This window comes from Cryobacterium sp. TMT4-31 (genome assembly GCF_004403385.1).
Taxonomy (GTDB): Bacteria; Actinomycetota; Actinomycetes; order Actinomycetales; family Microbacteriaceae; genus Cryobacterium; species Cryobacterium zongtaii.
This window is the reverse complement of the sequence record NZ_SOGI01000028.1, coordinates 59,946-72,213: the sequence shown is the minus strand read 5'-3', so window position 1 is coordinate 72,213 and position 12,268 is coordinate 59,946. Positions and strand designations below refer to the sequence as shown.

Here is a 12,268-nt window from a genome sequence, read left to right as displayed (position 1 = left end):
CAGCCCGTCAGGGCGCGGCTTCACACCAAGACCATCGGCCACCGATGGTGTCCCTCAATGAAGAGAAAAGGTTGAACCAATGAAGGTGAACCACACCACCACGGCGAAGAGGATCTTCGCGGGAACGATGGTCCTGGGCCTCAGCGCCCTGGGCCTCACTGCCTGCAGCGCCGATTCGAACGAAGGGTCTTCGGGCGGCGACGTCACGATGAGCCTCTGGCAGAACTCCACCACCGGCCCCGGCCAGGAATTCTGGGACAAGACCGTCGCCGACTTCGAGGCCGACAACCCCGGCGTCACCATCGACGTGCAGGCGATCCAGAATGAAGACCTGGACGGCAAGCTGCAGACCGCGCTGAACTCCGGCGACGCACCCGACATCTTCCTGCAGCGCGGTGGCGGCAAGATGGCCGCCATGGTCGCGGCCGGCCAGCTGATGGACATCACCGATGGCATCTCCGACCAGGTGCATGAGGAGATCCCCGATGGCTCGTTCATCGCGAACAGCCTCGAAGACAAGGTATACGCGATGCCGGTCGCCGTGCTCCCCGGCGGCATCTTCTACAGCCAGGACCTCTTCGACGCCGCGGGTATCACCGAAGCGCCGGTCACGATCACCGACCTCGAAACCGCGGTCGAAAAGCTCAAGACCACCGGGGTCGCCCCGATCGCACTCGGCGCCAAGGACGCCTGGCCCGCCGCGCACTGGTTCTACTTCTTCGCGCTGCGCGAATGCAGCCCCGATGTCCTGGCCGAGGCCGCAGACACCAAGGACTTCTCGGATGACTGCTGGATCAAGGCCGGTGAAGACCTCGAGAGCTTCGCCGCCACCGAGCCCTACAACCAAGGATTCCTGACCACCGCCGCCCAGCAGGGCGCCGGCAGCTCCGCCGGCCTCCTGGCCAACCACCAGGCAGCGATGGAACTCATGGGCGCCTGGAACCCCGGCGTGATCGCATCGCTGACCCCGGATGAGAAGCCGCTGGCCGACCTGTCCTGGTTCGCGTTCCCCGAGGTTGACGGCGGCGAGGGCGAGCCCGGCTCGATCCTCGGTGGCGTGGACGGCTACTCCTGCTCGGTCGACGCTCCCGCTGAGTGCCTCGACTTCCTCAACTACATCGGCAGCGCCGATGTGCAGAAGGAGTACTACGCGGCATTCAACGCCCCGCCGGTGAACACCGTGGCGCAGGAAGCCGTCACCGAGCCCTACCTGCAGGAGATCATCGCGGCCTACAACGCGGCCCCGTACGTCTCGCAGTGGCTTGACACCGTCTACGGCCAGAACGTCGGAAACGCGCTGAACGTCGGCGTTGTCGACCTGCTGGCGGGCAAGGGCAGCCCGGAGCAGCTGATCCAGGCTGTGAACGACGCGGCCAAGAAGGCCTAGGCACCACTCATGTCAGTTCGCGAGAACACTCCGACGCGATTAGAGGTGGATCTCGCGAGCGGTGGGGCCACGGGCACCACGCCCGTGGCCCCGCCCGTGCGGCGCCGCCGCAGCAGTTCGGTCGGGGCCAGAGTCGAGATCGCGGTCCTCGTCGGTCCCGCTCTCATCGTCTTCCTCGGCTTCGTGATCTTCCCCGTCGTGATGGCGGCGTACTACGGCTTCTTCAGCTGGCAGGGCTACGGCCCGCCGACCGACTTCGTCGGGTTCCGCAACTACGTCACGATCCTCCAGGACCCCACGTTCCAGGAAGCCCTCACCCACAACGGCGTCATCGTCGTTCTCTCCCTCGTGCTCCAGGGGCCGGTCGCGATCCTCCTCGCGCTGCTTCTGAACCGCAAGCTCCGCGGGCAGTCCCTCATCCGGGTGCTGATCTTCGTGCCGTATGTGATCTCCGAGGTCGTCGTCGGCACCGGCTGGAGCCTGATGCTGCAGTCCAACGGCGCGGTCAACGGCATGCTGGAGAAGCTCGGGTTGGGCGCTTTCACCCAGGATTGGCTGTCGAACCCTGACATCGCCATCTGGACCCTCATGGTGATCATCACCTGGAAGTACGTCGGCTTCGCCGTCATCCTCTTCCTCGCCGGTCTGCAGGGCATTCCGGAGGAACTGCCGGAGGCCGCGGCCATCGACGGTGCCTCGTTCTGGCAGATCCAACGGCACATCACCCTGCCGCTGCTCGCTCCCACCCTGCGTATTTGGGCGTTCCTGTCGATCATCGGCGCCCTGCAGCTCTTCGACCTCGTCTACATCATCTGGGGTCAGTACATCGCGTCAACCGCGGGCACGTCGACCATGGCGACCTACCTCGTCGCCAACGGCCGGAACGCCGGCAACTACGGATACGGAAACGCCGTCGCCGTCGTGCTCTTCCTGATCTCCCTCGTCGTCGCGCTGATCTATCAGCGCTTCGTGCTGAGTCGGGACACCGAAGGCGCAATCACCGAGAAGGGGACGAGCAAATGACCGCGCTCACGACGCCCGCTGTGGCGCTGCCGCCGGCCAACCCGCCGGCCCCGATCAAGACGAGCCGGCGCTGGGGCACTCCCGTCGCCTACGTCGTCGCGGTGTTGGTGATCGGCCTGATGCTCGCCCCGGTGCTTTTCATCATCATCGGCGGGTTCCGCACCAACGCCCAGATCACCACAGACCCGTCCGGCTGGCCGAGCGTCTGGAACATCGGCAACTACCTCGACGTATTGACCGGTGGCACGTTCTGGCGGCTGGTGGGCAACTCCCTGATCGCCGGGTTCGCTACGACTCTGGGCGTCGTGGTGCTCGGCCTGATGGCCAGCTACGTGCTGGCCCGGTACAAGTTCCGCGGCCGGGGCATCCTCTACGCCACCTTCGCGGCCGGTCTGATGTTTCCCATGACGGTGGCCATCACCCCGCTTTACCTGGTGGTGAAGAACCTGGGCCTGATGAACTCGCTCGGCGGCGTCATCCTGCCGCAGATCGCGTTCGCGTTGCCGACGACCATCATCATCCTGGTGCCGTTCCTCCGGGCCATCCCCGATGAGATCCAGGAGGCCGCGTTCATCGACGGCTGCAGCCGGCTCGGCTTCTTCTGGCGGATGATCGTGCCGCTGGCCATGCCCGGCGTCATCACCGTGGGAATCCTGGCGTTCATCGCCAGCTGGAACAGCTACCTGCTGCCCCTGTTCATCCTGAACAACGACGCCGTGTTCACCCTGCCGCTGGGTGTGCAATCGTTCGCGTCGCAGTACTCGGTGGATACCGCAAAGGTGTTGGCCTTCACCTCGCTGTCCATGATTCCGGCGCTGGTGTTCTTCGCCCTGTTCGAACGCCGCATCGTCGGCGGGCTGACCGGCGCGGTCAAGGGTTGATCGGCTGCCCGCGACACGTGCAGCCTGATTCGTCGACGTTGAAGAAGTAGAAAGAGATCGTTGTGACTAACCCAGAACTGCCCCAGGCATCCGACCGCGTGCGCGAACTGCACGCTCGGATGACCCTCGAAGAAAAGCTTGCCCAGCTCGTCGGCTACTGGGTCGACCAGGGCGGTGAGGTCGTCGCCCCCCTCGCCGGGGAAATGGCCACCTCGACGAAATACGACGAGGCGACGCAGCACGGGCTCGGCCACCTCACCCGGGTGTACGGCACCCGGCCGGTCGACCCCGTGGAGCGGGCCGAGTGGCTCTGGGCGGAGCAACGCCGCCTCACCGGAGAGACCCGGCTCGGCATCCCCGCCATCGTGCACGAGGAGTGCCTGACCGGACTCGCGGCGTGGAAAGCCGCGACGTTCCCCACCCCGCTCGCCTGGGGGGCCGCGTTCGATCCCGCCCTGGTGCAGGAGATGGGCCGCCTGATCGGCGGATCGATGAAGCAGCTCGGCATCCACCAGGGGCTCGCCCCGGTGCTCGACGTGATCCGCGACCCCCGCTGGGGCCGGGTCGACGAGTGCATCGCCGAAGATCCCTATGTGGTCGGGACCATCGGCACCGCCTACGTCACCGGTCTGCAGTCGGCCGGGGTGCACGCCACCCTCAAGCACTTCGTGGGCTACTCGGCCACGCAGGCCGGCCGGAACCACGCCCCGGTGCACGCCGGGTCGCGGGAGATCAACGACGTGTTCCTGCCCCCGTTCGAGATGGCCGTGCTCGACGGCGGGGTGCGGTCGGTGATGAACTCGTACGCCGAGATCGACGGCGCACCCGTGGGCGCCACCCCGGAGTACCTCACCGAGATCCTCCGCGACCGGTGGGGCTTCGACGGTGTCGTGGTGTCCGACTACTTCTCGGTGGCATTCCTGCAGCTGATGCACGCCGTCGCCGCCGACCGCGGTGAGGCCGCGGAACTCGCCCTGACCGCGGGGATCGACGTGGAGCTGCCCACCGGCGACGCTTTCCTCGCGCCACTGGCCGAGCGGGTGCGTGCCGGGCTGACAGATGAGGCGCTCATCGACCGGGCCGTGCTGCGGGTGCTCTCGCAGAAGGAGGACCTGGGCTTGCTCGATGAGACCTTCACCATGGCGCCCACCGAGATCGACCTGGACTCGCCAGAGCACCGGCGGGTGGCGCGGGTTCTGGCCGAGGAATCCCTGATCCTGCTCACCAACGACGGCGTCCTTCCGCTCCTGGGCGCCGGCGACCGGGGCCCAGGCACCATCGCGGTGCTCGGCCCGAACGCCGACTCGACCGAGGCCCTGATGGGCTGCTACTCGTTCGTGAACCACGTGCTGGCGCACCACCCTGACGTGCCGGCGGACCTGACCATGCCCACGGTGCTGGAGGCGCTCCAGCAGGAGTTCCCCTCGGCGGAGGTCGTGTGGGCCCCGGGCTGCGAGGTGGAGGGGTCCGACGCATCCGCGATCGCCGCCGCCGTCGAGACGGCGCGCGCCGCCGATGTGGCCGTGGTCGTCGTGGGCGACCGGGCCGGCCTCTTCGGTCGTGGCACCGTGGGTGAGGGCAACGACGCGGAAAGCCTCGAGCTGCCCGGGGTGCAACGTGAACTCGTGGAGGCGCTGGTCGCGACGGGCACTCCCGTGGTGATGGTGCTGATGACGGGCCGGCCGTATGCCGTGGCGTGGGCCGTCGACGGCCCGCACGCGCCCGCGGCGGTGCTGCAGGCGTTCTTCCCCGGTGAAGAGGGTGGAGTCGCGATCGCGTCGGTGCTGTCCGGCGCGGTCTCGCCGACCGGGCACCTGCCCGTGTCGCTGCCCAGGTCTGCCGGCGCGCAGCCCTACTCCTACCTGCACCCGATCCTGGGTGGCCCGTCTGACGTGACCAGTGTGGACAGCACCCCGGTGCTTCCGTTCGGGCACGGGCTGAGCTACACCACCTTCGACCGCACCGGCCTGGTGGCCGACGCCGAGGTCGCGGCCGGCGGTACATTCTCGGCGAGTGTGCGCATCCGCAACACCGGCGAGCGGGCGGGCACCGATCTCGTGCAGCTATACGCGCGGGATGTGCACGCCAGCGTCACCCGGCCGGTCGCCCAGCTGCTGGGCTACCACCGCGTCACTCTCGAGCCCGGCGAGGAGGTCATGGTGCGCTTCGCCGTTCCGACGGCCCGGCTGGCGTTCACCGGCCTCCGGCACGAGCGCATCGTCGAGCCCGGCCAGGTGGACCTGTGGGTGGGCGCCTCCTGCGCCGACAAGCAGACCCTCGCGCAGATCACCATCACCGGTGCCGTGCACCGTGTGACGGTGGCGGATGCTCGCCTGGTGCAGAGCCAGATCGAGCGGGTGACTGAGCTCACGCGGGGGACCGCGGCGGTGCCGGTATAGCGGCGGGGTGGCGGCGGCGCGCCCGGCACGGCGGCTTCGCGGCGTCGGCTGAGGTGTGCGGGTCATACGCCGCTATGCGGGTGGCACGCCACCCGCATAGCGGCGCGTGACCCGCCCGCCCGTGAGCGGCATCCTCCCGCGCCTCCGCACTCGCCGCCGCGCGCATCCACCCGCCGCGCTCGCCTCGGAGTCGCCGGGTGGGGCTCAACGGGGGCGGAAGCCCCGATGGGCAGAGGAAGGGGCAGGCCACCCCGATGACGGCCCGCCCCATGCGGTGGTGTTTCGGGTGTGACCTCGGTCGGGCCCTATCAACGGTGCCTCAGGGTCACACTTCGGGGAACACCCCCGTATGGGGGGATGGTATCCCCGTTCTTCCGTCTTCGAAAGGTGTCGGGCACGGATTCCTGCCGTCGCATGGTGTGATGTTTGGCAGGATGATCTGACACGTATCGCCACGCGGCCCCGGATGCTCCGGGCTGCCGCCGTGCCGGATCAGGGGGAGAGCCATGACGACGCAGCCAGGCCCCGCGGCCGCACCCGCAGTGCTGACCGTCGGGGGAGTGAGCAGGAGCCGCGGCTCCCGGCCGCCGGAGGATATCGAGCGGCTGGCCCACCTCGTCGAGGCCGCCTGGGCGGTGGACGGTAACGCGGAGCGGGCCATCCGGTTCGCCGTCGCGTCGGCCGGGACCCTGCCGCACCCCGGCTCCGGCCGCACCGATGCCCTGTTCGACGCGCTCGCCACCGTGGCGGCCGCCGACCTCACGGCCGCCCGGGTGCTCGAGGCGCATACCGATGCCCTCACGATCATGCAGCAGGCGCCGGGCGGCACGGCCGAGGCGGTCGCCACCCTGCCGGGCGCGGGCGGCGCGGAGCCGAGCAGCTGGGGCGTCTTCGCGGCGGAGGGCCCCGGCCTGCGGGTCGGCGCCACCCGCAGCCCGGGAGGCTGGCAGCTGAGCGGCCGGAAGCCCTGGTGCTCGCTGGCCGGATCGCTCAGCCACGCGCTCGTGACCGCGCACACCACGCCGGACGGTGAGCAGCCGGCCCGTCGGCGGCTCTTCGCCGTGGACCTGGCCGATGCCGGCGTCGCGGTGCAGGAGGACGCCTGGTTCGCGACCGGACTCAGCCAGGTGCCCAGCGGTCCGGTGGACTTCACCGGTGTCCCGGCGGTGCCCGTCGGTGACGACGGCTGGTACCTCTCTCGGCCGGGTTTCAGTTGGGGCGGCATTCAGGTGGCCGCTTGCTGGTGGGGCGGCGCCGTTGGCGTGGCCCGGCAGCTGCGGCAGGCGGCAGAGCGGCGTGAACCCGACCAGATCCTGCTGTCCCAGCTGGGCGCCGTGGACCTGGCCCTGATGGGCGCGGGCGCGGCGCTGGCTGACGCGGCCGCGGCGATCGATCGGGGTGAGGCAGAAGGCACGGCCGGCGGGCTGCTCGCCGCCCGGGTGCGCGGCCTCGTCGCGCGTACCGTGGACGAGGTGCTCGGCAGGATCGGGCACGCGCTCGGCCCGGCTCCGCTCGCCCTGGATGCCCGGCACGCCCGCCGGGTGGCCGATCTCACTCTGTACGTTCGCCAGCACCACGCGGAGCGAGACGATGCGGCGTTAGGCCGCCGGCTGCTCGCGGAGGAGGCGGCCTCGTGGTGAGCTTCACGCACGACACCGGCGGCACCAGTGAACGGCGCTGGGACGAGGCCGACTGGTCGGACCGGAACCGGCCGCTCACGTTGGAGGGCTGTGCCCGACTGATCGTGGTGGCCGCCCACCCCGATGACGAGTCCCTCGGTGCCGGTGGGCTGATCGCCGTCGCCGGGCAGCTCGGGCTGGCGATCACGGTGATCGCCGCCACGAACGGTGAGGCCTCGCATCCGCGTTCGCCCACCCTGACCCCCGCCGATCTCGCCGCGGTACGCCGGGTGGAGATGGTGAACGCGGTGCGGGCGCTCGCGCCGACGGCGACGGTGCGCCTGCTCGACCTGCCCGACGGTGACCTGTCCCAGCACCGCAACAGCCTGGAGGAGGCGGTGTCGCAGGTGGTTGCGGCGGACGAGGCGGCCCCCGGGCCGGCCGGCGGGACCTGGATCGTCGCCCCGTGGCGGTTGGACGGGCATCCGGACCACGCGGCAGCTGGCGAGGCGGCTGCCCTCGTCGCCGGCCGCACCGGCGCCAGGCTGTTGGAGTACCCGATCTGGGCGTGGCACTGGTCGTCGCCGGAGGACCCGGTCTGGCCCACGGGTGCGGACGGCACGGCACTGTGCCGCCTCGACCTCGACGCGGCGGCCCGGGAACGCAAGAACACCGCCATGGCGGCGCACACCAGCCAGGTGCAGCCTTTGTCGGACCGGCCCGGTGACGAGGCCATCGTGCAACCGGGTTTCGCCGCCCACTTCGAGCGGGACCATGAAGTCTTCGTCGGCGCCGCGGCCGACGTCCTCCCGGCAGCACCGGTCGCCGGGTCGCCCCTGGCCAGCCTCACGGCCGGCTTCTTCGACGAGTTCTACGCGGGGTCGGCGGATCCCTGGGGATTCGAAACCCGCTGGTATGAGGCCCGCAAACGCGCCGTGACCCTTGCGGCGTTGCCGCTGCCGCGCTACGGCGCCGCCCTCGAACTCGGTTGCTCGATCGGCGTGCTCAGCCGGGACCTCGCCGAGCGCTGCGACACCCTCCTGGCCACCGACATCAACGAACAGGCCCTCACCGTGGCGCGCGAGCGGCTGGCCGGCCTGCCAGGCGTGACAGTGGAGCGGCGCGCCCTGCCGACCGAGTGGCCGGCCGGCACCTTCGACCTGGTGGTGCTGTCGGAGATCGGCTACTACTGCTCACCCGCTGACCTGGCCGTGCTGCTGGAACGGTGCCGGCGAAGTCTCACCCCGAACGGCGCTCTGGTGGCCTGCCACTGGCGGCACCCGGTGGGGGAATACCCGCTCGGCGGCGACGAGGTGCACGCGGCGCTCGCCGCCCTGCCCGGACTCGACCGCACCGTGCAGCACGTGGAGCGCGACTTCGTGTTGGAGGTCTACGAGCCGTCCCCGGCACCCTCCGTGGCGCAGCGAGAGGGGCTCACGGAGTGACGACTCGCATCGACAGACTCATCGTGGTGGTCCCGGCCCGCGATGAGGAGAGCCGGCTGCCGCGGTGCCTGGCCGCGCTCGCCGACGCCGTGCAGGCCGTCGAGGACGAGTTCGGCACGGACGCCCCGGCCATCTCGGTCGTCGTGGTCCTCGACCGCTGCACCGACGGGTCTGCCGAGGTCGTGGCGCAGTGGCCGCAGTTCAGGGCGTTGGAGTGCTCGGCGGGATCGGTCGGCTCGGCCCGCCGGGAGGGCGTGGCCCACCTGTTGACCGACGCGGCGGCGGCGCACACCTGGGTGGCCACGACGGATGCCGACTCCGCGGTTCCCCGGCGCTGGCTGACGGCACAGTTGGCCCTGGCCCAGGCCGGCACCGAACTGGTGCTCGGCACCGTGCTGCCCGACGACGAACTGCCGGTGCAGGAACGTGCCCGCTGGCACGGGTCGCACACCCTGGTCGACGGTCATCCGCACGTGCACGGCGCCAACCTGGGTGTGCGCGCCGACCGCTACCTGCAGGCCGATGGGTTCAGCGACGTCGACTCGGACGAGGACGTGCTGCTGGTGGAGGCGCTCCGCACCCTCGGCGCGCGGGAGTGCCGTACCGCGCTGATCCCGGTGCTCACCTCTGGTCGGCTGGGCGGCCGGGTGCCGGGCGGATTCGGCGGCTACCTCGCCGACCAGGTGATGACACGCTGACGAAAACTCAGAAATAGCTCGCGATCAGCGCCGTGAGGGGTCTAACATCTCGAACACGAGGAAACCCTCGGTTCTAGGAAAGGTTTGACACATGAATCTTCTAGTCATCATCATCGCCATCGTGGCCGTGGTCCTGCTCATCACCGGCGGGCTCGTCGAGTCCCTGCAATTCCTGCTCTGGGTCGGTGTAGTCCTCGCAGTGATCGCCGTCATCGTCTTCCTGCTCCGGACGATCTCGGGCCGCAAGGTCTGATTCGTCCTCGACACCAAAAACGGGCCGCGTGGGCAACCACACGGCCCGTCCTGCGCCCTACGGTGTCTCGACGACGGTGAGCTCGGGGCGCTTGGGCGGGCGGCCGTCACCGGATGACCGGCCGGTGAGCCGGCGTCCGATCCAGGGCAGCACGTAGGCGGCGTAGTACGCGGCGGTGTCCTGGATCCGTTCCCGCGGCGGGGCCTCGCCGGCCGCGCCCTGGGCCCACCCGGCGGGAATCGGCACGTTCAGTGCGGTGAGCACATTCGTCGCGACCCTGGTGTGCCCGCGGGCGTTCAGGTGCAACTTGTCGGCCGACCAGAACCGGCCGTTCATGAGCTCGGTATCGATCCAGTTGTCGACCAGGGTCACGCCGGGCTTGCCGAAGGTCTCCCTGGCGGCCTCGGCGAGCCTGTCGCCGCGCTTCTGCATCAGGGAGCCCAGTGGCAGGTGCCTGGACGGGTTGCCGCCGCTGAGCACCACAACGTGGATGCCGTCGGCCACGGCCTTCTCGACGACGTGGTCGAGCAGATCGACGACGTAGGAGATCTCCACCCGCGGGCGCATCATGTCGTTGCCGCCGCCACATACCGTGAGCAGGTCGGGTTTCAGCGCCAGAGCCGGCTTGAGCTGGTCGCTCACGATCGGACCGAGCAGCTTGCCGCGGATGGCGAGGTTCGCGTACGAGACCGGTTCGGGGGTGGCCGCAGCCAGCCCGATCGCCACGAGGTCGGCCCAGCCGCGCACCTGGCCGTCGGGCAGGTCGTCGCCGACGCCCTCGGTGAAGCTGTCGCCGATCGCCACATACCGTCGGTACGGCTGTGCGTTTCGGTGCGGGGTGCTCTGATTCGGAGTGGGGATGGCGTTCGTGGGTTACTCCTTGGGCAGGTTGAGCCGGGTCATGATGGCATCGCGGGCCTGCTGGGCGGCGCGGCGCACATCCTTGTCGGGGTCGCGCAGGCGCACCACGATGGTGGGGATGTCCTGTTCGCGACCCTGCTCGGCGAGGGCGTTGAGGGCGGCGACCCGCACGCGGGGCACCTCGTCGGTGGTGGCCTTCACGAGCTTGGGCGCGACATCCAGCTTGCGCAGCATGACGACCTTCGCGCACATCTCGCGGATGCGCCAGGCCTCGTTGTTCAGGCCAACGACGACGTACGGGGCCGCGGAGTCGTTCCAGACGTGCAGCAGCGCACGGGCTCCCCACAGCTCGGGCCAGTACAGCGCCGGCGCTCCCTCGAGGATGCCGAGCGCGTGCCGGCCGCCCACGTAGAGCAGGAAGTCCTTGCCGGCGTTCTTGCCGCGCATCAGGGCGACGGAGTGGTCGACGACGGTGGACTCGCCGTAGTGTTCGACGGCCTTGGCGAGTCGTTCGGCCGTGGGCAGGTCGATCGGAAGATCGGGGTGTGGGGTCAATTTGTTATGCATAACGAGTCAACGTTATCCCGCGCGGAGGGTCGGCGCGGCTTCCGGAGGCCCGGCGACTTATTTCGTCACAGTGATTTGGCCCGCGGCGTTGCGATTGACACACTCGGAATCACTGCGGTACAAGGCCGCGCGAACCCTCAGGACCACCGTGATCTCCGTACAGCACGTCTCCAAGACCTTCCGCTCCGGCGGCACCGTCACCGCTGCCCTGCAGGACGTCTCGCTCGAGGTCGCCGAAGGGGAGATCTTCGGGGTGATCGGTCAGAGCGGTGCCGGTAAGAGCACCCTGATCCGCGCGATCAACCTGCTCGAACGGCCGGACTCCGGCACCGTGACCGTCGACGGTGACGAGCTCACCGCGCTCTCGCCCGCCGATCTGCGCCGTGCCCGCCGCAAGATAGGCATGGTTTTCCAGCACTTCAACCTGCTGGCCGGCCGCACGGTGCGCGGAAACGTGGAACTGGGACTCGAGATCATCGGCGTCGACGGCGACGCCCGCCGACGCCGTGCCCTCGAGATCCTCGACCTGGTCGGCCTCGCCGACAAGGCCGGCGCCTACCCGGCGGAGCTGTCCGGCGGTCAGAAGCAGCGGGTGGGCATCGCCAGGGCGCTGGCCGGCAGCCCCAAGGTGCTGCTCTCCGACGAGGCCACTAGCGCGCTGGACCCCGAAACCACCCGGTCGATCCTCGACCTGGTCAAGACCATCAACACCGACCTGGGCCTGACGGTGCTGCTGATCACGCACGAGATGGATGTCGTCAAGCGCATCTGCGACTCCGCCGCGCTGATCGAGGACGGCCGGATCGTCGAGCAGGGGCGCATCGTCTCGCTGATCTCCACCGCCGGATCCCGCCTCGCGCACGAGCTCTTCCCGCTCGGCGCCGTGCCGTCGCTGCCGGGCGACACCGTCATCGACATCACCTTCAGCGGCGGGTCGGCCGACCGCCCCGTGATCGCGCAGCTGGCGCGCACCTACGGTCTGGACGTGTCGATCCTCGGCGCGGCCATCGAGACCATCGGCGGCAACCAGGCCGGCCGCACCCGCCTGGCGCTGCCGGGCAGCGCGGCGGGCAATGCCGCGCCCATCTCAGACCTGCGCAGCCAGGGCATGCTCGTCGAAATCGTGGGGGAGTAA

11 protein-coding genes are annotated in these 12,268 nt (G+C 69.7%); 9 read left to right on the top strand and 2 right to left on the bottom strand.

The features are described 5' to 3' along the window. The first annotated feature begins 127 nt into the window (after nucleotides 1-127). The 8 genes from E3T19_RS06480 to E3T19_RS18900 all read left to right on the top strand — a co-directional run bounded on the left by E3T19_RS06480 (nucleotide 128) and on the right by E3T19_RS18900 (nucleotide 9,705). Nucleotides 128-1,387: an extracellular solute-binding protein gene (locus E3T19_RS06480; protein WP_166788809.1), complete on the top strand. Its 1,260-nt coding sequence runs from the start codon at nucleotides 128-130 to the stop codon at nucleotides 1,385-1,387. Nucleotides 1,388-1,396: 9 nt separating this feature from the next. Further along, nucleotides 1,397-2,410, top strand: coding sequence for a carbohydrate ABC transporter permease (locus tag E3T19_RS06475; protein ID WP_088454997.1), 1,014 nt, complete (start codon nucleotides 1,397-1,399; stop codon nucleotides 2,408-2,410). Further along, complete coding sequence (locus E3T19_RS06470; RefSeq protein ID WP_088454998.1) at nucleotides 2,407-3,291, top strand: carbohydrate ABC transporter permease; 885 nt, start codon at nucleotides 2,407-2,409, stop codon at nucleotides 3,289-3,291. Before E3T19_RS06475 ends, E3T19_RS06470 begins: the two co-directional genes overlap by 4 nt. Before the next feature lie 119 nt (nucleotides 3,292-3,410). Further along, nucleotides 3,411-5,690, top strand: coding sequence for a beta-glucosidase (locus tag E3T19_RS06465; RefSeq protein WP_134408384.1), 2,280 nt, complete (start codon nucleotides 3,411-3,413; stop codon nucleotides 5,688-5,690). 506 nt (nucleotides 5,691-6,196) lie between these two features. Then, nucleotides 6,197-7,330, top strand: a complete 1,134-nt coding sequence (locus tag E3T19_RS06460; protein WP_134408376.1) for an acyl-CoA dehydrogenase — start codon at nucleotides 6,197-6,199, stop codon at nucleotides 7,328-7,330. Next, nucleotides 7,324-8,754 (top strand): bifunctional PIG-L family deacetylase/class I SAM-dependent methyltransferase, encoded by a 1,431-nt coding sequence (locus E3T19_RS06455; RefSeq protein WP_134408375.1) that lies wholly within the window; start codon nucleotides 7,324-7,326, stop codon nucleotides 8,752-8,754. The genes E3T19_RS06460 and E3T19_RS06455 overlap by 7 nt, the downstream gene beginning before the upstream one ends. Further along, complete coding sequence (locus E3T19_RS06450) at nucleotides 8,751-9,452, top strand: glycosyltransferase family 2 protein (RefSeq protein ID WP_240632337.1); 702 nt, start codon at nucleotides 8,751-8,753, stop codon at nucleotides 9,450-9,452. Before E3T19_RS06455 ends, E3T19_RS06450 begins: the two co-directional genes overlap by 4 nt. 91 nt (nucleotides 9,453-9,543) lie before the next feature. Further along, nucleotides 9,544-9,705 carry a hypothetical protein gene (locus E3T19_RS18900; protein ID WP_165787843.1) on the top strand — a complete coding sequence of 54 codons (162 nt, stop codon included), beginning with the start codon at nucleotides 9,544-9,546 and terminating at the stop codon, nucleotides 9,703-9,705. Between the two features lie 57 nt (nucleotides 9,706-9,762). On the opposite strand, the gene E3T19_RS06445 is transcribed toward E3T19_RS18900, so the two are convergent. Both E3T19_RS06445 and E3T19_RS06440 read right to left on the bottom strand, forming a co-directional pair. Then, a complete protein-coding gene (locus tag E3T19_RS06445) occupies nucleotides 9,763-10,509 on the bottom strand; it encodes an SGNH/GDSL hydrolase family protein (RefSeq protein ID WP_241980048.1) in 747 nt (248 codons plus the stop codon). 69 nt (nucleotides 10,510-10,578) lie between these two features. Beyond that, nucleotides 10,579-11,133, bottom strand: a complete 555-nt coding sequence (locus E3T19_RS06440) for a HEAT repeat domain-containing protein (RefSeq protein WP_088455003.1) — start codon at nucleotides 11,131-11,133, stop codon at nucleotides 10,579-10,581. Between the two features lie 148 nt (nucleotides 11,134-11,281). Between E3T19_RS06440 and E3T19_RS06435 the strand changes: the two genes are divergently transcribed. Next, nucleotides 11,282-12,268 carry a methionine ABC transporter ATP-binding protein gene (locus E3T19_RS06435; RefSeq protein ID WP_088457815.1) on the top strand — a complete coding sequence of 329 codons (987 nt, stop codon included), beginning with the start codon at nucleotides 11,282-11,284 and terminating at the stop codon, nucleotides 12,266-12,268.

Excerpts from the sequence above, each read along its gene's own strand:
- E3T19_RS06480 (WP_166788809.1), top strand. The coding sequence starts at position 128 with ATGGTCCTGGGCCTCAGCGCCCTGGGCCTCACTGCCTGCAGCGCCGAT.
- E3T19_RS06475 (WP_088454997.1), top strand. The coding sequence starts at position 1,397 with ATGTCAGTTCGCGAGAACACTCCGACGCGATTAGAGGTGGATCTCGCG.
- E3T19_RS06470 (WP_088454998.1), top strand. The coding sequence starts at position 2,407 with ATGACCGCGCTCACGACGCCCGCTGTGGCGCTGCCGCCGGCCAACCCG.
- E3T19_RS06465 (WP_134408384.1), top strand. The coding sequence starts at position 3,411 with ATGACCCTCGAAGAAAAGCTTGCCCAGCTCGTCGGCTACTGGGTCGAC.
- E3T19_RS06460 (WP_134408376.1), top strand. The coding sequence starts at position 6,197 with ATGACGACGCAGCCAGGCCCCGCGGCCGCACCCGCAGTGCTGACCGTC.
- E3T19_RS18900 (WP_165787843.1), top strand. The coding sequence starts at position 9,544 with ATGAATCTTCTAGTCATCATCATCGCCATCGTGGCCGTGGTCCTGCTC.
- E3T19_RS06440 (WP_088455003.1), bottom strand. The coding sequence starts at position 11,133 with ATGCATAACAAATTGACCCCACACCCCGATCTTCCGATCGACCTGCCC.